General features: G+C 39.6%; 24 protein-coding genes. 14 read left to right on the top strand and 10 right to left on the bottom strand.

Annotated features, from left to right (window positions below; genetic code table 11):
• Window position 1 precedes the first annotated feature (1 nt).
• The 10 genes from HII17_RS03490 to HII17_RS03445 all read right to left on the bottom strand — a co-directional run bounded on the left by HII17_RS03490 (window position 2) and on the right by HII17_RS03445 (window position 6,485).
• A complete protein-coding gene (locus tag HII17_RS03490) occupies window positions 2-442 on the bottom strand; it encodes a c-type cytochrome (RefSeq protein ID WP_169073905.1) in 441 nt (146 codons plus the stop codon).
• 131 nt (window positions 443-573) lie between these two features.
• Window positions 574-933 carry a hypothetical protein gene (locus HII17_RS03485; protein WP_169073904.1) on the bottom strand — a complete coding sequence of 120 codons (360 nt, stop codon included), beginning with the start codon at window positions 931-933 and terminating at the stop codon, window positions 574-576.
• 10 nt (window positions 934-943) lie between these two features.
• The gene (locus HII17_RS03480; RefSeq protein WP_169073903.1) at window positions 944-1,195 is read right to left on the bottom strand and encodes a cytochrome C oxidase subunit IV family protein; all 252 of its coding nucleotides are present in this window, start codon (window positions 1,193-1,195) and stop codon (window positions 944-946) included.
• An 18-nt stretch (window positions 1,196-1,213) separates the two neighbouring features.
• Window positions 1,214-1,816 carry a cytochrome c oxidase subunit 3 family protein gene (locus HII17_RS03475; protein WP_235938625.1) on the bottom strand — a complete coding sequence of 201 codons (603 nt, stop codon included), beginning with the start codon at window positions 1,814-1,816 and terminating at the stop codon, window positions 1,214-1,216.
• A 6-nt stretch (window positions 1,817-1,822) separates the two neighbouring features.
• Window positions 1,823-2,650 (bottom strand): CbbQ/NirQ/NorQ/GpvN family protein, encoded by an 828-nt coding sequence (locus HII17_RS03470; RefSeq protein WP_169073902.1) that lies wholly within the window; start codon window positions 2,648-2,650, stop codon window positions 1,823-1,825.
• A 119-nt stretch (window positions 2,651-2,769) separates the two neighbouring features.
• Window positions 2,770-3,615 carry a quinol dehydrogenase ferredoxin subunit NapH gene (napH, locus tag HII17_RS03465; RefSeq protein WP_169073901.1) on the bottom strand — a complete coding sequence of 282 codons (846 nt, stop codon included), beginning with the start codon at window positions 3,613-3,615 and terminating at the stop codon, window positions 2,770-2,772.
• On the bottom strand, window positions 3,615-4,361 hold the full coding sequence (gene napG, locus HII17_RS03460) for a ferredoxin-type protein NapG (protein WP_169073900.1): 747 nt from the start codon (window positions 4,359-4,361) through the stop codon (window positions 3,615-3,617). Before napG ends, napH begins: the two co-directional genes overlap by 1 nt.
• Window positions 4,362-4,490: 129 nt before the next feature.
• Window positions 4,491-5,780, bottom strand: a complete 1,290-nt coding sequence (locus tag HII17_RS03455; protein ID WP_169073899.1) for a hypothetical protein — start codon at window positions 5,778-5,780, stop codon at window positions 4,491-4,493.
• 7 nt (window positions 5,781-5,787) lie between these two features.
• A complete protein-coding gene (locus HII17_RS03450; protein WP_169073898.1) occupies window positions 5,788-6,048 on the bottom strand; it encodes a DUF2249 domain-containing protein in 261 nt (86 codons plus the stop codon).
• A complete protein-coding gene (locus HII17_RS03445) occupies window positions 6,048-6,485 on the bottom strand; it encodes a hemerythrin domain-containing protein (protein ID WP_169073897.1) in 438 nt (145 codons plus the stop codon). Before HII17_RS03445 ends, HII17_RS03450 begins: the two co-directional genes overlap by 1 nt.
• Before the next feature lie 277 nt (window positions 6,486-6,762).
• Between HII17_RS03445 and HII17_RS03440 the strand changes: the two genes are divergently transcribed.
• The 14 genes from HII17_RS03440 (at window position 6,763) to HII17_RS03375 (ending at window position 21,991) form a co-directional block, all read left to right on the top strand.
• Window positions 6,763-9,624, top strand: coding sequence for a M16 family metallopeptidase (locus tag HII17_RS03440; protein ID WP_169073896.1), 2,862 nt, complete (start codon window positions 6,763-6,765; stop codon window positions 9,622-9,624).
• A 159-nt stretch (window positions 9,625-9,783) separates the two neighbouring features.
• Window positions 9,784-10,875, top strand: coding sequence for a DUF547 domain-containing protein (locus HII17_RS03435; RefSeq protein ID WP_169073895.1), 1,092 nt, complete (start codon window positions 9,784-9,786; stop codon window positions 10,873-10,875).
• 686 nt (window positions 10,876-11,561) lie between these two features.
• A complete protein-coding gene (locus HII17_RS03430; protein ID WP_169073894.1) occupies window positions 11,562-12,317 on the top strand; it encodes a TetR/AcrR family transcriptional regulator in 756 nt (251 codons plus the stop codon).
• Between the two features lie 277 nt (window positions 12,318-12,594).
• Window positions 12,595-14,943 carry an efflux RND transporter permease subunit gene (locus HII17_RS03425; RefSeq protein ID WP_169073893.1) on the top strand — a complete coding sequence of 783 codons (2,349 nt, stop codon included), beginning with the start codon at window positions 12,595-12,597 and terminating at the stop codon, window positions 14,941-14,943.
• 89 nt (window positions 14,944-15,032) lie between these two features.
• Window positions 15,033-15,842, top strand: a complete 810-nt coding sequence (locus HII17_RS03420; RefSeq protein WP_169073892.1) for an outer membrane lipoprotein-sorting protein — start codon at window positions 15,033-15,035, stop codon at window positions 15,840-15,842.
• A gap of 3 nt (window positions 15,843-15,845) precedes the next feature.
• Window positions 15,846-17,099 carry a hypothetical protein gene (locus tag HII17_RS03415; RefSeq protein ID WP_169073891.1) on the top strand — a complete coding sequence of 418 codons (1,254 nt, stop codon included), beginning with the start codon at window positions 15,846-15,848 and terminating at the stop codon, window positions 17,097-17,099.
• 128 nt (window positions 17,100-17,227) lie between these two features.
• Window positions 17,228-18,220, top strand: coding sequence for an FAD:protein FMN transferase (locus HII17_RS03410; protein ID WP_169073890.1), 993 nt, complete (start codon window positions 17,228-17,230; stop codon window positions 18,218-18,220).
• Window positions 18,221-18,524: 304 nt separating this feature from the next.
• Window positions 18,525-18,746: a hypothetical protein gene (locus HII17_RS03405; RefSeq protein ID WP_169073889.1), complete on the top strand. Its 222-nt coding sequence runs from the start codon at window positions 18,525-18,527 to the stop codon at window positions 18,744-18,746.
• A gap of 120 nt (window positions 18,747-18,866) precedes the next feature.
• On the top strand, window positions 18,867-19,388 hold the full coding sequence (locus HII17_RS03400; protein ID WP_169073888.1) for a hypothetical protein: 522 nt from the start codon (window positions 18,867-18,869) through the stop codon (window positions 19,386-19,388).
• Window positions 19,370-20,119 (top strand): hypothetical protein, encoded by a 750-nt coding sequence (locus HII17_RS03395; RefSeq protein ID WP_211185232.1) that lies wholly within the window; start codon window positions 19,370-19,372, stop codon window positions 20,117-20,119. Before HII17_RS03400 ends, HII17_RS03395 begins: the two co-directional genes overlap by 19 nt.
• Before the next feature lie 166 nt (window positions 20,120-20,285).
• A complete protein-coding gene (locus tag HII17_RS03390; protein WP_169073887.1) occupies window positions 20,286-20,465 on the top strand; it encodes a hypothetical protein in 180 nt (59 codons plus the stop codon).
• Window positions 20,466-20,581: 116 nt separating this feature from the next.
• Window positions 20,582-20,896 carry a cupin domain-containing protein gene (locus HII17_RS03385; protein WP_169073886.1) on the top strand — a complete coding sequence of 105 codons (315 nt, stop codon included), beginning with the start codon at window positions 20,582-20,584 and terminating at the stop codon, window positions 20,894-20,896.
• Between the two features lie 337 nt (window positions 20,897-21,233).
• Window positions 21,234-21,473: a hypothetical protein gene (locus tag HII17_RS03380; RefSeq protein WP_169073885.1), complete on the top strand. Its 240-nt coding sequence runs from the start codon at window positions 21,234-21,236 to the stop codon at window positions 21,471-21,473.
• Window positions 21,474-21,589: 116 nt separating this feature from the next.
• A complete protein-coding gene (locus HII17_RS03375; RefSeq protein WP_169073884.1) occupies window positions 21,590-21,991 on the top strand; it encodes an ACT domain-containing protein in 402 nt (133 codons plus the stop codon).
• Window position 21,992 lies beyond the last annotated feature (1 nt).

Genomic DNA, 21,992 nt, shown 5'->3' with positions numbered 1-21,992 from the left:
GTTACCCTTCATCATTTGGTGGCCAATCATTAACGTCCATCTCAGCAGTCCACTTTAAGAATTCTGCTAAATCGTCAATTTCTTGGTCATTTAAATGGAAGTTAGGCATTTGACGACGGCCAGGAATATTCAATGGTTGAGATTTCATCCAACCGCTGAAGAATGCCTTAAAGCCAGCTTCTCCGCCGCGACGTACATATACGTTACCTAATTCAGGCGCATAGTAAGCACCTTCACCAATTAAGGAGTGGCAACCTATACAGTTGTTATCTTCCCAAAGCTCTTTGCCTCGCTCTACAGCTTCGGTAAGGTTGTGTCGATTATCCCGTTTGGGCATCTCTTTGGTGGTATGGAAAGTCAAAGCTAGAAATATAAGCAGGAAGAATACGCTTCCGCCGTAGTAGATATTTCGAGCCATGCCTTTAGTAAATTTTTCCGACATGGTTTTATCCCCATTAACTTAAAAAAGCCTACTGATAATAGACACAATGCGCTTTAGTAAAGTTGATGGAAATCAAACTTTTTACCATATGTAAATAAATGTGATCGTATATCGCAAATACTTGGTCTAAATCAAAAAAGAGGGAGTTTATTAACCATAGCTTTTGTAAGGTTAAGCATGCCGATCAGGACAAAAAATGCGTGAATTGTTACAAAGTAAACTAATGACAACATCAGAGACAATTGAAAGTTATAAGACATTAACAAGGCAATCGAAGGTAATACGACAAGGAAAATGCCAGCAACGAGCGAAAGTTGTATTGAACGGTACAAATGAACTTTCGCAACACCTTTAGGCAATTGAGTTTTATGCCGAAAAAATAAGTACAACATTGCTATAAATGATAAGCCAGGAACCAGCAATAGGTTAGATAGATATAGCGACTGCATGATTATGGCTAGGTTATTCTTTTTTTTATTTTCATCAGCCATTTCATTCTCCTTAAAGCAAATAAATTACCAAAATAATCGCAGGAACTAGTAGTACATAACTTAATAGCAAAAGTCGCCAAAAGCGAGGTGCTTCTTTCAACTCCATAAAGATATCAATAATTTGCTGACCTTTTAATGAGACAATTGCCAATACTAAAAACAAAAACAGTGAGTGATTACCAATTACCTGTCCAACAAACACTGACAGTAAGGTTAACGTGATCAAAATAAACCAGCTTGCGATAATTTTAGTCGTATTCATTGTCTTAAAAGTCGCTATCTAAATTATATACACTAAAGGAAATAATATAATCCAAAGCAAATCCACCATATGCCAATAGCTGGCGCCTGCTTCAAAACCCGATATATCTTGTTGGTAAGCATTTTTTCTGGCTCTAAGCGTTATATAAGCCAAAATCACCATACCCAAAATGACATGCAGGAAATGAAATGCGGTAATGAGAAAATACAGTGTAAAAAAAGTATTGGTTTCGATGTCGATACCGGCATCGAATAGGAAGCTGTATTCCCATAGTTTGACCACTAAATATACTAGCGCTAACAATTGCCCTAATACTAAATAAATGACCGTTGACCTAACTTTTTGTTGGGATATGGCATGTAGCGCTAATGCGACAAAAAAGCTGCTGGTAATAAGAGCGAGTGTATTGATTAAGCCAGCAACAGGGTGGAGTTTTGCTTTGCTGGCGGTAAATAACTCGGTATTAAGTTGTTCAGTAACAGCAAAGCCAATAAAAAATATGGCGAAAACTGACAGTTCAGCAAGGATAAAAAACCACATGGCTAGATCGCCAGGTAGTCTTTTATCAACGATTTTTATGGTGCTGTCAGCATCTATCGATGCTGAGATACTTTGAGTCATGGCTAGCTAATCATCAAAGTATATACGCGCCACTTCCATTAATGCTTCAATTGTTTGTGGATCATCAGTTAATGGTTCTGCTAAACAGCAGCGACAAACTTCAAGTGGCTTCATGCCCACTTTTAACATCTTGGCTGCATAAATAAGTAAACGTGTCGATGCTACTTCGTCTAAGTCATTGTCTTCTAGACGACGCAGTGCGTGAGCTAATTCAATCAAGCGACCAGCTAAGCGAGGCTCGACGCCCGTTTCTTTAATTAATATCTCTTGCTCTATTTCTGCTTCTGGATAATCAAACCGCATCGCAACGAAGCGTTGACGAGTACTCGGCTTCATTCCTTTAAGTAAATTTTGATAGCCGGGGTTGTAAGAAACAACCAGCATAAAATCGGGGTGAGCTTCTAACATTTCACCCGTGCGATCGATTGGAAGAATGCGGCGATTGTCCGCCAAAGGGTGTAACACTACCGTGGTATCTTTACGAGCTTCAACGACTTCATCTAGGTAACAAATACCACCTTCACGTACAGCACGAGTTAGCGGTCCATCTTGCCAATATGTCCCATCGCTACCGATTAAATGACGGCCAACGAGATCAGAAGCAGTTAAGTCATCGTGACAGGCCACGGTATAAAGTGGCTTATTAAGCTTATTCGCCATGTGTTCGATGAAGCGAGTTTTACCACAGCCTGTTGGGCCCTTGATAAGTACAGGCAATTGATTATTGAAGGCATATTCAAACAGCGCAGATTCGTTGTGTTGTTCTTGGTAAAAAATACCTTCTTGTTCACTGTCTGCTACGTTTGTAACAGCTTGCACATTACTTGTTGTCATGATCTTTCTACAATTAGCTTAGATAGCCTTACCTTAACGTGTAGTGGTCTTGCCAGCAATTGACAATTAAAGCTTCATTGATAGGGATCAACATCAAGGGTAATGTAAATGATTATCGCTTAATTACTACTTATCGTAATTTTGAAAACATCAGGAGCGCAGACGTCAATACATCGTCCGCAGTTAGTGCAGTCACTGTCATTAATTACAGGCGAAACACCTTCTTTCGCGTCTTTTAATGGTGGCTTTAACACTTGTGGCTCTGGACAAACCATATAGCAATCACCACAATTATTACATTGCTCGCGATTAACTGCTGTTACCTTAGTTAATCTGACCTTGCCAATTAGGCCGTAAAATGCCCCCATAGGGCATATATGACCACACCAGCCGTTTCTAACGACTGCAAAATCCAGTAAAAATATCGCGACAAGCACTAACCAGCCGTAACCGATGCCAAAAACAATGGCGCGATTTATCATTGATACGGGGTTTATCAGCTCCCATACGACAATGCTAATTACTAAAGGGACCAAAAGCGTGGCAGCTAAAATGACTAATCGTAATCGTTTAGGAATATTGGTATGTGCATTGATACCGAGTTTTCTTCTTAACCAAGCGGCTAAGTCTGTCACCATATTTATCGGGCATACCCAAGAGCAATATGCTCTACCACCGACAAAGAAATAAAATGCGAGTACTATGCTAACACCAATAATCGCGTTTGCTTCAGGAATATGACCGGCAAAAAGTAATTGGGCAAACACGTAAGGATCAGATAGCGGCACGGTATCAAATACTGTACTGCTGGCAAGGTTGCCGCGCATTATCCATATGCCGAAAACAGGGCCGAGTAAGAAAAGTAAAATGATCAGACTTTGGGAAAGGCGTCTTAAGATAAGAAATCGATGAGCATACCACATGCCGTGCTCTTGTTGAGCAGCGCTACCAATAGCTTGTTTCATTATTTCGACTCCGGTTTAGCAATATTGAGCTTAGGTAAATCGGGCCCTGCTTCTAGCTCTTTTGCCTGATCGGTTTGCCAATAGAGTTGGTAATGATCTTGGATTTTTCCTTTCGCCAAATCGACTGGCAGAATCTTTATTGCCGGCTCCTCAGTAATACAAGCATGCTCACATTTGCCACAACCTGTACAAAAATCGGCATGGACAACGGGCTCCAAAATTGCGTGGTAATCAATACGAGGATTTTGACGGCGTTCTAATGTAATGGCTTTGCCAAGTAAAGGGCAAACGCGATAACAAATATCGCACCGTAAGCCATTCAAGTTTAGGCAACTTTCACGATCAACAATAACCGCGATACCCATTTTGGCATCGTCAATATTGGTCAACTCTGGATCTAAAGCACCTGTAGGACATGCTGGCACACAAGGAATATCGTCACACATCTCGCAAGGCGTTTTTCTCGCATCGAAAACGGGAGTGCCATTTGGCGCGTTGTCTAACCAACTGGCGAGTTTTAATGTGTCATAAGGACATGCTTGAACACATAAACCACACCGTGAACAGGCTGATAGGAAATCTTGCGTTGGAAGTGCGCCTGGTGGTCGAAGTGCTTGCGCATCACTCGCACTGGAATTGGCTGCATAGCCACCAATTAAGCTTGATACCACGCCGACTGAACATGCCGCTTGTGCGGTATTAACCATAAATTGGCGCCGGGTTTTTTTTACAGGTTTTCTAGCCATTCATTACCACCTGATATGTTCGGGGCTTTCACCCTAATTATAGAATTGTTAGGTGGTTATTAATTGACCTGAATCAAGTAAGAGATGGTTAACGTTTTGCTGAATTTATTCACTAAAAATAAATAAGGGTTAGGCATTTGAAATATCGAGTTTAATTCTTGAAAAGGCGTTATAAGCGCGTGAAATCATTAACCATAAAAAGCCCCAATTTATAATGAACAATATACCAACTAGCTTCGTTAAACTTGGTATGAAAGCGCTCATTACCACAATGACTAATGTGCCAAGGTGTATCCAATAAAGCTGCTTACCATGTTGACGTGAAATAATTGCGTAATGGTCTGGCATTAGCCCCATTCCCATTGGGTATTTCATTGCGTGCTGTTGCAGATGAAGCGTAATTAAAAAAGGAACAATTTTGAGTAACATCCCTTGAATTACACTTAACACAACGCCCACCACGAAAATTACACCTATTATGCTATCTAAGGAAAACGGTAATTGTTTGGATGATAAGGTAAATAAATTGACCACTAACAAAAACGAGCAAACTAACAGTGAACTTAAACTGAGCTGCCAAAACTTAATGGTAGTATCCGGTAATTTGCGTTTTCGCAAACTCAATTGCTTTAAGGCAGCAATTGCATATGTTGCAAGTAAGGTAGCAATAAGTGCAAAGGTGACATGGCTATTGCTAAAGAGTAATTCGATTGCTAGTGAAATTAGTAAAATAAACAACCCAAATGGGTAGTGATTTTTTATAGTGACAGGAAACTCTGGTGTGACATGAAACATAGGGATAACTTGGAAGCTAATCGTAATAATGAGCAAAGTAACCCAGCCAAGTGTTCCAAAAGCGGCGTGAATATTTGTCCAGTATTTAGGAAGTGCACCGAAATAGCCCGTTTGATAATTTAACAGAAAGCTAAAGCCCAATATTATTGTTAGTGCAAGCATGATTACCGCTAACAGTACAGGTGTCCGAGTATAGAAACCGCTGGCGTTAAACCATAAGGTGTAAATCAAAATTACGCCAAAACTCAATAGACTTATCGACAGTAAAAAAAGGGCAGGAAGAAAGCTTAATTGCTGTAAAAATGCGGCTGACAGGCAAAGTATGCCAAAAGAAAGTAAAGATATAAAAACTATCGCACCTTTCGAATTAATGGGAATAGGTGTTCCACAAAGTACGGGTAATAGCTGAAAGAGCGAGCCAAACATGATCATGGCAACAACACCTAAAGCGATAAGATGGGTTGTCGCTAATGTGATAGGCATCCAGCGGCTGAGCCATATTTGTTCGCCCCAAAATATCAGCAGCACGCCAGTTAAAATCGCAAATATTGGCGCGGTTAAATAAAAGCGAAACGGTATGTTAAGTGCTGGAATATTGTCAAACTGCAAACCGCTCAAACGCATAAGTAGCCTATTTAAGAGCCTGTTTTATAAAGTTATCAGCTTGAGCATCATCGGCTCGCCAAATATAAACATAATGCTGACTTTCGCCAATTGCGTGGTGACTCCATGCCATGCCTTGCTCGTTGAGAATTGCATAAAGCGGCACAGGCTCTCGTCGATGAAAAACTTTCAATACTTGTCCACTTTCCAATGTCACCAGCGCCTTAATAATTACTTGCATCGGCAATGGCGGTGATAAATCACTTACATCGAGAGCGACAAAAGCCATTAACGCGTTACAGATTGCATTTGTGCCAAAGTGCTAGCGTTGTCTGGCAAGCGCATATCACACATAGGGTATAACATTTGCTCTTCTTTCATATTATGTTGCTGTATCAATAAGACTAAACTCTCCACAAGGCCCATTGCACGTTCTTGATCTTGCGACGCTATCGCTTGTTCCATTTGAGCGACAAAGGCTCGCATCTGTTCATGTTCACTGCGCATAACCATTGTTGGGCCCTGTGTGATCCCTGTAGCTTGCTCAAATGCTGGGAACAATACTTCTTCTTCCATTGTTAAGTGATGAAGTAATTCTGAGACAAATGCGCGCCATTTTTGCTGATAACCAGCCCAATCGCCTTCGGCTAAGGGACTTTCTGCATCGGCGAGGATTTCGTCACAATCTCTGTGATGGGTTGTCATATAATGTTGAATATCAGACATGTTGTTTTACCAAAAAGAATAATTGGCAAAATTCTAGCCAAATAAAATGAACTGGGTATTGATGAAGATTAATAATTAGTAATTTCTGTTTATTGAGTTTTCAATACTTAGCTATTTGACTATTCGCTATAAGCTGAGCTAAATTTTCCAATAAAGTTGTAACATGTTATTAACAATTGTGTGTAAGGTGCAATCTTCGGATATAGTGGCTTACCCAAGGCAAATACGCCTTCATGAAAAAAATAATATATATGGATATTGAAACAGGAACCTATCAATGAAGAAACTACTCTTAGCCTCATGTATTGCGATAGCAGCCGCTGGTTGTGTATCAACATCAATGCAATCAATTGGCTCTAACGAAACTAATACGGACGTTGTAGCTCAGCAAAGTGCGGAATTATCTATTCCTTTTGAAAAATACACGTTAGATAACGGCCTTACCATCATTCTTCATCAAGATAAATCTGATCCTATCGTCGCTATTTCTACCATAGTGCATGTTGGTTCTAACAGAGAAAAACCAGGGCGTACAGGCTTTGCCCACTTCTTTGAGCACATGGCCTTTAATGATTCCGAAAATGTTCCGCAAGGCGCCAATCGCAAAATGATTGAGGAGCTAGGAGGAACACGCAATGGTGGTACGTGGAGCGACGGCACAATTTACTACGAAGTGGTGCCTAAAGATGCGTTTGAAAAGCTAATGTGGATAGATTCAGATCGACTCGGCTATATGATCAAAACAGTTAACGAAGGTGCACTTGAGCGCGAAAAGCAAGTCGTAAAAAATGAGAAACGTCAACGCGTTGATAATCGTCCCTATGGTCATACAGGCCATGTTATTCGTAAAAACTTGTATCCAGAAGATCACCCGTATAACTGGACTGTCATAGGTGATTTAGAAGATCTGCAAGCCGCGACATTGGAAGATGTAAAGGAATTCTATAAACAGTATTACGGCCCATCAAACGCAACAGTAGTCATAGCTGGCGACATTGATATTGCTAAAACAAAGGAGCTGGTTAAGTATTGGTTTGGTGAAATTTCCGCTTCAGAGCCGGTGGCGGATATGGCGCCAATGCCCGTATCTTTAGCAGAAACCAAGAAACTCTATCATATAGATAATTTTGCCAAACTACCTGAATTACGGATGACATTTCCTACGGTCGAAGAATATTCAAAAGATAGCTATGCGCTAAATGTGTTGTCTGAAATTCTAAGTTCAGGAAAAAGAGCCCCGCTATATCAAGTGTTAGTTGAAGAAAAACAACTTGCTCCTTCTGCATGGGCATACAACAGTTCACAAGAAGTGGCCGGTACTTTTACATTGCATGTTAGAGCGAAACCGGGCATTGATTTAGATGCTGTTTATGCTGGCATTAATGAAGCTTTAGCGCGTTTTGAAGAAAAAGGTTTCAGTGATAAAGACCTAGATATTATTAAGGCAAAATTAGAAACCAAGTTTTATAACGGGATTTCTAGCGCATTAGATAAAGCATTTCAGCTAGGTACTTATGAGGAATATGCTGGCGATCCTGCGTTTATTACGCAAGATATTAAGAATATTAAAGCCGTCACAAAAGAAGATGTGATGCGAGTTTATAGCAAATACATCAGCAAAAAGCCGTTCATCATGACGAGCTTTGTTCCTAAGGGACAGCAAGAACTAATTGTTGATGGTTCACTAATCGCGAATGTTAAAGAAGAACAAATTGTTGCAGGTGCTGAGAAAAACTTTGATTCAGATATGAGCGTCGCGTATCAAAAAACCGAAACTAAAAACGATAGAAGTGAACCAGAATTAGGTGACTTACCGCTGATTAAAGTACCTGAAGTTCATTCCTATCAAGCGGGTAATGGCTTGGAGATATTGAACGTAGAACACCGAGAATTGCCGCTTGTTAATTTTAAATTGCGCATAGAAGGTGGGGCGTGGTTAGAAAGCTTCGATAAATTAGGAACGGCGAGTTTACTTAGCCAGTTAATGAACGAAGGGACAAAAAATAAAACCCCTGAAGCGCTAGATGACGAAATAGGCTTACTTGGCGCAGGTATAAATATCTCATCTGATGGCAACAGCATTTATATTTATGGCAATACGCTAGCACGCAATTTTGAACAAACGATGAGCTTGGTAACAGAAATGTTATTGGAACCTCGCTGGGATCAAAAAGAATTCGATCGCATTAAAGCCAGCCGTTTAACTACGATTGAACAAAACTACGCAAGGCCAGACACCATTGCTTCTAATGTGTTTTATAAGCAGCTTTATGGCACAAAGCATAGAGCAGGGTTACCGACTATTGGTACTAAAAATACGGTAGCTTCAATATCGCTAGACGATTTAAAGCATTTTTATCAAAACGCTATTTCACCAATGAACGCTACGTTAAACGTGGTAGGTGATATTTCTCAACAAGAAATTGTTAAAAGCACGAAACATTTAGCTAAGCAGTGGCAAGGTAAAGCAATTGAGTTGCCGGAATTCAAAACACCTGCCATTGTGAAAAAACCGAAAGTGTTTTTTGTTGATGTGCCGAATGCTAAACAATCTGTCATTATGATGGGTAAACCTGGTTTAAATGGCACTGACCCTGAATACTACCCGTTTACTGTTGCTCAAAATCGCCTGGGTGCTGGTGGTAGTGCACGTTTGTTTCAGACTTTGCGTATCGAGAAAGGTTATACCTATGGTGCTTATTCTTATATGAGTCAGCGTCACTATGACACGCCATTTATTGCTCGCTCGCAGGTAAGAACCAATGTCACCTTAGAGTCATTAGAAATATTTAAAGACTTAGTAGGTAACTATGCTGAAACCTTTGAACAATCAGACCTAGATACCACCAAAAATTTATTGATGAAGCAAAAATCACGTTATTTTGAAACGATCAATAATGTTGTCGGAATGCTAGATACCATTAGTGAATTTGACTTGCCACACAATTACATTGAACAGCAGCAACAAGAACTACAATCGATGACGTTGCAGCAAGCAAAAGCTATCTATAACAAACATGCTGATGAGCAGCAGATGATTTATGTTGTTGTTGGTGACGCAAAAACACAGCTAAATCGTATGAAGTCGTTAGGTTATGGTGATCCAATTGTTTTAGATAAAGATGGCAATCGACTGTAACTACTGAATACTATTGCGCCCCGATAAGGGGCGTTTTTATCTCAACTAATAAATTTATAAACGTTTTGTTGCAATTTGGCAGTTCAAGTTGATTGAAAAATAGCCATGGTCAATTAATACTTAGCGTTAATTCTCAATGAACTCACGATAAGGACAGTTATGAGCATCAACCACTTTATCCGTCAAACAGCGCTGGTCGCCATGTTGTGTTGTACAACGTCAGCAGCTTTTGCTTCACAACCAACAACTTCTATATCTTCGCTTTATTCGCAGCATGCCGAGAAATCGACCTTAAGTATGGATTTTACCGTAGTTAATGAGCTGCTACATGCTGGTGTGTTAGATATGGGGCGTTCGACGCGTAGTTGGGCGAAAAGTGTTCGTCCAAACACTGGCACTCGTATGAGGCACAATATAGACGGCGCAACAGAGAATGAAACCAACCGATTCTTTTATGAGAATTTAGCAGAAGAGCAGGAGAAAATAGTAAAGCTGCGAAAAAGCCTAGAGAGCATTCCGTCAGATACACCGCTATCGTTTTATACCAAAAGGCAGCAACTGGCTTATTGGCTTAATTTATACAATGTAACGGTAATTAACGAGATAGCTCAAATATACCCTGTCGAGAACCTAGAATCTCGATTGTCTGGCGAGCTTTCGTTCTTCAGTGAAAAATTGCTTAATGTTCAAGGAGTCGCATTAAGCTTAAACGATATACACTACGAAATTTTGCCAAATTTATATCAAGACGAACCATTGGTTATTTATGGTCTTTATCAAGGCTATCGAGGTAGCCCTAATATTCGTAAAAAAGCGTACACTGGTTACAATGTTTTTGATGCACTTAAAGATAATGCCGAAGAGTTTATTAACTCAAATCGTGGGACGCAATTTAATGGCGCTAAAGGCACGGTAAGGGTGGCGCAGTTCTACAAACGAAACATTGAATTTTTCCCTGATTTTCAAAGTGATTTAAAAGCGCATTTATTAGAGCATGCTAATAAAAGTATTAATGAAGATGTAGCGAATGCTAAGGAATTTGTCACCAATATCAAAAACTACCGAACTGCTGATATCTACGGCACATTTAGAAATCATGAAGGGAGTGTCGCAACTGATGCTACTCAACAGAAAAGCAAAAAATCATATGCACAAGTGATGAAGTTGCGAGAATTAATGAGAGTTAGAGCGGTTAATCTTGGAGGCGGTCGCGTGACTGTAACAGATCTCGAATCGCAAGAAGAAAAGTAAAGATGTTAGCTTGTTAAGAAGAGAGTGTTAAACGCACTCTTCTTAACTAGTAATCTTAAATTAACATAAAGGTTAATTATCAATCCGCTAAAAACCCTGAATAAACAGCGGCAATAGCAAATGCAAAAATTGCACTCGTACTTATTACAATTGATTTCGCACAATATGCATCAATACCCATTACAACGTCAGCCATCGAAATACCTACTTCATTTTTAACAGTGCTAGAAATTTACGGCGCGCATAATAAATAAAGTTAGACAAATAGTCTAGACTAAATACTCTAAATCACTGCCGAGTAGTGTGGTTTATCGCGTGACTTTGTTTGAGCGCAAATTTTTGTTAGAAATAAATGCCTGCTATTGAGTGTTCTTACTGCTGTAAAACCAGCAAAGCTAAGTGAGTTTTTGGGATTAGTGCCACGAATATGATGATAAATAATTTACCAGCCTTAAATTTCAAACCTTCATGCTAGCTAAATTATCATTTATTTTTCAATGTGGTATAGCTAGTTAGCTGTACCACGTTGAGATGATTTTGTTCATTTACCAATTAAATAATAAAGAATAATTGGTAGTTGATAATTGACAAAATTATTATTCCATTTATTATATCGCCCTTATGTGACGAATCGTCACCAATGAAATGTAGATTAAATAAGTAGCTAACACAGCACAGAGTCGTCAATGGCACCGAAAGTACTAGATGAATACAGTTTAAAAGCGCGAGAGCAAGATATTATCGATGCTACGATTGCGCTAATCGACAAAGATGGGGTAGAGAATATCACCATGGATAAGGTCGTTGCTGCTGTTTCTTATTCTAAAGGTACGGTTTACAAGCACTTTCTCGGTAAAGAGGATTTGTTTTTAGCCATTGGCAATCAAGCGATTACCATTATGCATGACTTGTTTAGTCGAGCGGCTCAATATGAGGGGTGCCCGCGTGAGCGTATGTTGCTTTTGAATATTTCTTATCTTATTTACGCGATTTTGCACCCTGCGCTGTTTAAAAGTGTGCAGTGTGCTAAAAGCCCTACGGTATTTGGAAAATCAAGCGAGAAACGCATTCAAGAGCAAGAGCAACTTGAAGCGAAAATGATGGGCACGACCTTTAGTATTATTGAGGATGCACTGAAAAAAGGTCAGTTGATTATTCCTGCGCATATGGAGATACAGCAAGTTTGTTTTGCAACTTGGTCACAAGGGTTTGGTACGATTTCATTATTATCGTCAGAAGTTGAACAATGTAGTGGTAGTTCTGGTTTGGTCGTTGAGCGTGAATTAATCAATCAATCAAACTTATTATTTGATGGCTTGGCATGGTTACCTTTATCGAAAGATAAAGACTATCGTCAATCGATAGAGCTTGCATTGCGAAATGTTTTTCCGAGTGAGTTAGCCTTGTTAAAAGCAATGGGGCGTGAATTTAACTTTGGTTAGTTAATTTGTTATGGGCATTAGTGTCGCTAATACCTATTAACTTACCTAACCAGTTAAAAAAAATATATTTTTCCACATTTTTGTGGTGCGGCTTTGGCCGTTTTTTTATACCAATATAGTGACGTTTCGTCACTATAAGACCTGTTTTACTCAATAGCTAATATTGTGTTTAAAACAGATAAAACTGATTGAAAAATTAGTTGGAATAATAACAAAACCGGTGCTTACACCGTTTTTTTTAATATAAATGATGACGATTCGTCATAATGGAGAGAGTATGAAAGATAAGCTGTTTGGCTTTGTAGGAAAGCACCCTGTTTGGGTCATTCTCGTTAGCCTATCCTTCGCATTTTTTGCAGCTTCAGGCGCGCAAAATTTAATATTTAAAAGTGACTATCGAGTGTTTTTTGGCGAAGACAATCCGCAGTTAGTTGCTTATGAATCTATGCAAAACATCTACAACAAAAGTGATAATGTTTCTTTTGTTGTCGTCCCCGAAGATGGCAATGTCTTTACCGCTAAGCACTTACAGGCGCTAAAAGAATTAACCAAACAAAGTTGGCAAATACCGTATTCGACTCGTGTTGACTCAGTCACCAACTTCCAATACACCTTTGCTGAAGAAGATGACCTAATTGTTGAAGACTTAGTGATGAATGCCTCGTCACTTACACAGGCGCAATTAGCCAAAATAAAAACCATTGCGGTTAACGAACCGCTTTTGGTAAATAAAATTATTTCACCCGAAGGTCATGTATCGGTCGTTAATGTCAGCATTCAATTTCCCGGTAAAGACTTAAATGCTGAAGTGCCTGAAGTATCGCTATTTGTTAAGCAAATGACGGAAAAGTTCTTGGCAGACAATCCAGGTGTACAAGTGCATTTATCTGGCATGGTGATGATGAACGGAGCATTTACTGAAGTCGCAATGAGCGATAGTGCATCGCTTATCCCGCTAATGTTTCTTATCGTGATTGTCTTTATTGGCTTTTTACTAAGAACAATTTCAGGCACTTTTGCCACGGTTATCGTCATTATCTTAAGTATTGCAACCACTATGGGTATTGCTGGTTGGATGGGCATGTTTTTAACCGGGCCGTCGTCATCTGCACCAACGATGATCTTAACGTTAGCCGTTGCTGATTGTATCCATATATTATCGAGTATGTTCTATGAAATGCGCCACGGTAGCGACAAGAAAACAGCCATAGCAAAAAGTTTACGCCTTAATTTCCAACCAATTTTCTTAACGAGTATTACTACCGCTATTGGCTTTTTAAGCATGAATTTTTCTGACTCACCACCGTTTCATGACTTAGGTAATATGGTGGCAGTTGGCGTGATGCTGGCGTTTGTATTCTCGATTACTGTATTTCCAGCGTTACTGACGGTTTTACCGATAAAAGTAAAACAAGCTCAAGCCGGAGAAAATAACACCATAGAAAAACTGGCGAATGTAGTTATTGCTAAGCGTAAGTTGTTACTTCCGCTAACCAGCGTGCTAATTATTGCATCAACATTGTTTATCTCGAAAAATGAACTTAACGATGATTTTGTTAAGTACTTTGATACCAATATTCCATACCGTGTTGCGACAGATTACATGCAAGAGCATTTATCTGGCATGACGTTATTAGAAGTGTCTGTGAAAACCGGTACATCTAGCGGCATCAACCAACCGGAGTATTTAAGCGCCGTTTCTAACTTTACCGATTGGTTGCGCGAACAGCCAGAAACCGACCATGTAAATACGATTACCGATACGTTAAAGCGTTTAAATAAAAATATGCATGGCGACGACCCTGCTTGGTACAAATTGCCAACCGACCAAGAAATGGCGGCGCAGTACCTATTGCTTTATGAAATGTCACTACCGTATGGCTTAGATCTGAATAACCAATTAAATGTTGATAAGTCGTCCTCGAAAATTGTGGGTACATTCAAAAACATGACCAGCACAGAGTTGATCGCATTAGAAATGCGCATTAACAACTGGTTTGCTGCCAATGCCAGCCAATATCAAGTTGACATTGCAAGCCCAAGTTTGATGTTTGCCCATATTGGACAGCGCAGCATTAACAGCATGTTAGTGGGTACGGTACTCGCGTTAATCCTTATCTCGGTGATTTTAGGTGTTGCGCTTAAAAGCTGGCGTTTCGGTGCAATTAGCTTGTTACCCAATTTAATTCCTGCTGGCGTTGCCTTTGGTATTTGGGGACTAAGTGTTGGCCAAGTTGGTATGAGTATCTCGGTGGTTATCGGCATGACGTTAGGGATTGTTGTCGATGACACCGTACACTTTTTAAGTAAGTACTTACACGCTCGTCGCGAAAACCAAGCCGATACAAAAACAGCGGTACGCTACGCCTTTGGCCATGTTGGTAAAGCGCTATGGACAACAACCTTTGTTTTAGTTGCAGGGTTCGTCGTGCTTGCGCAGTCTAGCTTCAGTTTAAATGCTGATATGGGCCTTATGACCGCAATTACCATATTTGTTGCGCTTGTTGTCGACTTCCTATTTTTACCTCCGTTATTAATGAAACTAGATAGCGGTAAGTTCGAATCAAAACAAGAGACGACACCCCCTGAAAATAATCAATTACCTGAGCCAAGTAGCGTTAGTTAATCGGCATTGGGTAATAGGCACTACGCAAGAAGTAAAGTGCTGCCACGAAATATGCCGGCAGCACGACAAAATAGAATTTGGAGAAAAAGATGTTAGTAAAATCAATTAATAAACTGGTATTAACCACAGCGTTAAGTATGACAATGTTAAGCGCATTTGCTGTGCCATTAGATAAAGAGGCGGCTGCCGCTCGTGGATTAGAGATATCAGTAGAAGCAAAAGCGCGTGACACCGGTTGGAGTGATAATACCTCTGACATGCAAATGGTACTGCGCAATAAACAGGGCCAAGAAAGTGTAAGGGAAATTAAAACCAAAACCTTAGAACTGCTTGATGACGGCGATAAAAGTTTAACTATTTTTAACAAACCACGAGATGTTAAAGGTACGTCATTTTTAAGTTTTTCTCACCCAGTAGGTAACGATGACCAATGGCTATATTTACCCTCGCTAAAACGCGTAAAACGCATTGCGTCTCGTAATAAGTCGGGACCTTTTATGGGCTCAGAGTTTTCGTTTGAAGATTTAAGCTCATTTGAAGTGGAAAAGTATCGTTATAACTATTTAGGTGACGAACAAATCAATGGCTTAGATAGCTTTATGGTCGAGCAATTTCCGGTAGATGAAAATTCAGGCTACACCCGTCGTATTGTGTGGATTGATAAAGAAGCATACCGCGTTCAAAAGATTGACTTTTATGATCGCAAAAACTCGTTGTTAAAAACCTTATCTTATAGTGACTATAAGCAATATTTAAACAAGTATTGGCGTGCAGACTCGGCTGAAATGGTTAACCACCAAAGTGGTAAAAGTACTACGTTAAAATGGCAAAACTACGCGTTTAAAACGGGCTTAGTTGATGGTGATTTTAACCGCAATACCCTAAAGCGTGCGCGATAAGCTATGAAGAAAGTAGCTTATCCATTAACAAAAGCACTTAGCGTACTGGCATTAACCAGTACGCTAATGCTGATGAGTATTAGCTTTATTGCCAAGGCGGAAGAATTTGAACTGTCTGGAAAAGTAGGTGTTGAGCAACGTTACTTTTTTAATGAAGGGCAGTTTGATTCTCAGCTAAAAAGCGGTCAGTCATCTGTTTATCTTGAGCCTGAGTTTTATTGGAGCTGGGGCGATGGTGCTGACTCAATCACCTTTAAGCCTTATTATCGTTATGACGGGCAAGATGACGAACGCAGCCATGGTGATATCCGAGAGCTATCTTATGTACATGCGGGTGATGATTGGGAGTTGCGCGCTGGTATTCGCAAAGAATTTTGGGGCGTCACTGAGTTTCAACATCTAGCAGATGTGCTTAATCAAACTGACAGTGTTGAAGACTTTGATGGTGAAGATAAACTTGGCCAGCAAATGATTAACCTATCGCTCGTTAATGACTGGGGTATAGTTGATTTATATGTATTGCCCGGCTTTCGGGAGCGAACTTTTACTGGTCAAAAAGGCCGATTACGCGGCGCTATAGTGGTTAGTGACGAACACGTGCAATATGAATCGTCAGCAGAAGAAAATCATCTGGATGGTGCTATTCGTTGGAGCCATAGTGTTGATGTATTTGATGTTGGTGCTTACTGGTTTCACGGAACAAATCGTGAGCCAATTTTAACGCCAGTTTATAGTCAAAGTAATACCAATCAACCGATAGTTTTGCAGCAATATTACAACCAAATGGATCAATTTGGCGTCGATATTCAAGCAACGATAGATGACTGGTTATGGAAGTTTGAAAGTATTTATCGCACCACAGAACAAGACGATTTCTGGGCAACACAAGCCGGCTTTGAATACACCTACGTTGGCGTGTTTGAGTCGGCAGCAGATTTAGGTTTACTTGTGGAGTATGGCTGGGATTCGCGCGGCGAAGGTGATGACAACACGCCGGCAGCAAGTGTCCAAAACGACATTTATTTTGGGGCTCGCCTTGCCTTTAATGATATGCAAAGCAGTGAACTATTAATGGGCATGAGTGCCGATTTAGACCACAATGCCTACAGTTTTATTTTTGAAGGTAATCGCCGCGTTGGTGAGAGCATTAAAGTAAGTTTAGACATTCGCTTAATGCAAAGTACCGAGCCAACCGACCTGCTTTATAGCATTAGAGAAGATGACCATATGCAACTTGCCGTAGAGTGGTATTTTTAGTCATTGGTAAAAGTGTATTAACCTAGCATTAGTGTAGTGATGACAAAAGGGAGTTGGGATTTACACACTAATGCTTTAAAGTCATCCTATTGCTTAACTATTCTACTCGTAGTTCTAACTCTATAACGATGCACTCTTCTCTATTTAACACGCCACTCTCTTGTTTATTTGCCTTCATGTTGCTTGCGAGTAACTCTGTATCTGCACAGTGGATTAAGCACAGCTTTCAAGTCATGGGCACCCAAGCCCATGTTGAGTTTTGGTTTGACGAGGCAACTAGTCCAGAAAACTCTGCTGAGCGGTTAGTAAAGATTATAGAAGTGGAAATGAATCGAATCGATCGGGCGATGAGTCCTTACAAGCCAGACAGTGAGTTAAGTAAGGTGAATCGTTTAGCGAGCACTCAACCGGTCAAAATAACCCGTGAATTAATGGCGCTTTTGCAAGTGTCGCATAACATCGCCCAGCTAACGGAAGGTGCTTTTGACATTACTTATGCATCTATTGGTTATCAATACGATTATCGTAAAAAACAAAAGCCAAACCAGACAGCAATTAACGATGCGCTTGACGCCATTAACTATCAAGGCATTAAGCTAAATACAGCAGACTCCAGTGTTTATTTTCTTCATCCGCAAATCAAAATAGATTTAGGCGGTATTGCCAAAGGCTATGCGGTTAAGCAATGCATTGAATTACTTAGCAAGCAGGGAATTAAGCATGCCTTAGTTAGTGCTGGCGGCGACACTGGCTTGTTAGGTGATCGTCGCGGTCGACCTTGGTATGTAGGAATCAAGCACCCAAGAGCAGAAGATAAAGCCGCAGTTCACCTGCCCCTTACTGACGAAGCCATTTCAACGTCAGGCGACTATGAACGCTATTTTATGGAAGATGGCGTACGTTACCATCATATTATTAACCCAAAAACTGGTGACTCCGCGCGTAAGGTGGTCAGTGTTTCCATTATCGGCCAAGACTCAACGTATGTTGATGCGCTTTCAACGGCAGTTTTTGTTAAAGGTTTACAACAAGGCTTGGCACTCATAAATCGCTTGCCAGAATATGAGGCGATTATTATCGACAATAAGCAGACCTTGCATGCATCTAACGGCCTGCAGTAATTTCCCCGACAATTTAGACATCTAGTTTGTTCCTAGGATATTACTGATAATTCTCAGTAAATCCCCAGCGGAGATAAAACTTCCTCTGTAATTTATTGATAATAGAAAATAAATTAGAGTTTTAGTGACTGGATATTACGATGAAGTCTCAATAATCCCCCTGCATTCGCTAATGAAAGTAGTTTTTATGAACTTAACGAATTGAATTATTGGGTTTTTCTGTTAATTTAAAGAAAGAATCGTAGATGGATATTACTGAGACGTCTACATAATATACTGTTATGTGTAAAGGAGAATATCCACGATGGATCGCAAATCACTAAAATTCAAAATTATAGCTGCAATAGTAACTATTCCACTATTCGCAATATTCTTAATTGGGTATACCTTTGTTATTTTTAAAACTAGCGCAGATTTAAGTGATATTAAATATTACTCTTTATTAGGTTTAGGCCTTTTAGGCATTTTCTTGTGGGGTAAAATGTCTATAAGTACCGTTAAAGAAATCAAATCAGCTAAAGTGTAATTTACACATAACAAGCTAATTAATAAGGACAAAAAGCAGTTTGCTGTTTTCGTTCCTCAACATTTTAGCCAACAATTTTTTGCCCATTATTAGGGCGTTATCTGTTTCAGGGAGAATTAAGTGCATTTTGATGGAAAAACATTAACCACACCACCGAAAATTGATCAGAAAGTAGCTTCATTTTGCAGAAAACTAAGTACACAAAGTCCTGTATTTCTTGATGTAAAACCTGAATTATGGTCTAGACAGTGCACATGTGAAATGAATGTAGAAAAGTACATTGAAGAACATGGTGGTGAAAAGCTATTTGGCTTTAAAATTTGGTATATTAAGAATAAGTACATTGAAGCGGAAAGGCATGTTGTATTAAAAAACGATAGTGAGTTAATTGATTTAACATTCAATACTGATGGTGAAACAAAAATATTATTTGTTCCCGACGCTTCAAATGACTTCGATTCAAAGCCTCCAAAATTCAGACAAGGTTTTACTGTCAAAGCGAAAAAGTTCGCCGAATTCCAGAATTTACAAGATAAGAACATAGAGCGAATGTCTAACGAAGAGTCATGGGATAATATGCTCACATATGAGCAATGGCTAGCTGGTGATCGTATGACAAATATGTGGGTAAAAAACAGCTAACAAGCCAATTAAGTGGTGGGACTGCTAACAGCTTGCTCGGTTCCGCTACGCTACACATTTTAGCAAGCTATTATCAGCCCCTTATTAGGGCGTTAGGTGTTTATCGTAATTCAGCGCATGGAGCACGAATGAAAAAGGGTTATGAACTTTACCTGAATATCCTTAAGGATATTAAATATAGAACATCCGTTATTGACCAGTTGTTCGCCGATGCTTCAGGAACGAACCTAGAGCTTACTGTTTTAGAATCAGCATGCTTACAGCTTAGAAAAATTTTGGAGCAAATTGCGTTTGGTTCTTTAGTTTCAAATGTAGAGCTTTATTCCCAAGAATATAAAAAATTTCAAGAATTTTGGAATGCAGAATACCTGCTTAAAGATATGGCTAAAGTAAATCCAAAATATTTTCCAATACCGATTTCTCAAGATAAAAGTGCTGTTCCAGGCGTAAAGTCGCAATTCAATTTAAAACACGATGACATATATTTAAACCCTAAGGAGTTTATTAAAGTTTATAAAAAATGTGGGGCTATCCTCCACGCGAGTAACCCTTTTGGTTCAAAAGTCAGTAATGAGTTTTATAAAAAAAGCATACCTATATGGCGTAATAAAATTATAAACCTTTTAAACTCCCATCAAGTCCATTTTGTTGGCGATAAAAATTTATACTTATTTCAGATGGGAGCTAAAGATGAGTCACCGTCTTTACAAGCCTTCGAGCCTGTGCAATAAAAACACCTAACAAGCGCATTAAGCACGGGACTGCTAACAGTTTGCTCGGTTCCGCTTCGTTACACATTTTAGCCAAACATTATCAGCCCCTTAACAAGGCGTTATGTGCATTTCATTGATTGCACTTATAAATTTGAACACGATAAATAACAAGGATGAATTTTTAATGGAAAATGAGTTTGCTACGTTAGGATTAACAGGGTTTTGCTTTGGTGTTTTTTGCGCATATTGGGCGAAAGAAACAAGTAGGGATATTTTGATGTGGTTCTTATTGGGTATGTTCCTTACACCATTTGCAGGGTTATTTATTCTTTCTAAATTATTTAGCAAGAAAGAAAGCACATAACAAGCGCATTAAGCACGGGACTGCTAACAGTTTGCTCGGTTCCACTTCGCTTCACATTTTAACCAACAATTAAAAGCCTCTTAGTGGGGCGTTTGTATTTCAAGGAGTCATTTGTAATGTCAGGGAAGTATCCAAATAGAATTAAAAGTCTACCTTTGTATGATGGACGATTCGATGCATATAAACTTGAAGCCAAAGATAGTGACGTATTGTTTGCATCTTATCCAGCAGGAACGTCCATACCATTGCATAGTCATGATACAGACAATCATGGTGTAATAACCCGCGGAGAATTGATACTTACGATGAATGGAGTTGAAAACAGAATTTCAACTGGTGAATGGTATCATGTTCCAGCACACGTAGCGCATTCGGCACGTTTTGAAGTAGAAACCGATGAAGTAGAATTTTGGTTTAAAGAATCTACATAACAAGGCGTTAGCTTGCTCGCCATAACATTGATCATTAAATTTCGAATATAAAGTAATTGGAGGGTTATTCCGGCTCCGTTCAAGCAAACATATTGAAATACAGAGAACCTGTGAAAACGCAGGTCGTGAAGGCTGGGAATTGGTAAGTGTTAGCTATGACTGGTTGATAGTTTCACATGTCCTTTACTTCAAGCGAAGGTTTATAGCCACATGAGTAATTTGCTTACAATAATAACGAAAAAGTTTTAATAGCGTCATATTATCAACCGCTTATTGGGGCGATAGTTGAACATGAGCTGAGAAGAAGAGTTCAGTTTAATTTTAATAGGAAACGTTCATGGAAGAGAAAGTGTATTGGTTTAAATCTCTCAACAAGGGAAGTTGGTCTTGGGGTCTTCCACTCGTTTGGCAAGGCTGGGTAGCTTGGCTGCTATTTGGGATAGTTAATTTCGTCAGTCTTATCTATGTTGAACCGTTAAATGAGATTTGGCACTGGATTGTTTTTGGAACAAGCATATTTTTAATTATTCTTGTTCATTTTATTAAAGGCGAGCCACCGAAGAATCGCTTCACCTAATAAGCCAGTTAAGCACGGGACTGCTAGCAGCTTGGCTATGTTCCGCTTAGCTAGGTAGTTTAGCCAAACATTATCAATCCCTTATTGGGGCGATAGTAATATAAGAGGAAATCAAAATGTCAGGAATCACTGATTTAGACAAACTACTGCGTTCGATGAGTCCAAAATTAGTAGAGTCAGAGTTTGTATTTTGCACTGTGTCAGGTGCACTCATCGACTATGTAGAGTTAAATCCCGTTGCTACGTTTATCGAACCTGAGGATTTAACTCTGATTTTAGAAAAGTCTGTAGCTGAAAAAAACGGTCTGTCTTTTGAGGGCACTTATAGCCAAATAACACTCACTGTTCACTCTAGCTTAGAAGCTGTTGGGCTGACTGCAGCAGTGGCAAGCAAATTAGCGTCCAAGGGCATAAGTGCTAATGTAGTTGCAGCTTACTATCACGATCATATCTTTGTTCAAGCGACTAAAGCAGAAGCGGCAATGTCAGCGTTAGAAGAGTTCACACCGCGTAAGTAGC

It is taken from the genome of Thalassotalea algicola, from assembly GCF_012932965.1.
Taxonomy (GTDB): Bacteria; Pseudomonadota; Gammaproteobacteria; order Enterobacterales; family Alteromonadaceae; genus Thalassotalea_F; species Thalassotalea_F algicola.
This window is presented reverse-complemented; position numbering and strand designations above follow the sequence as displayed.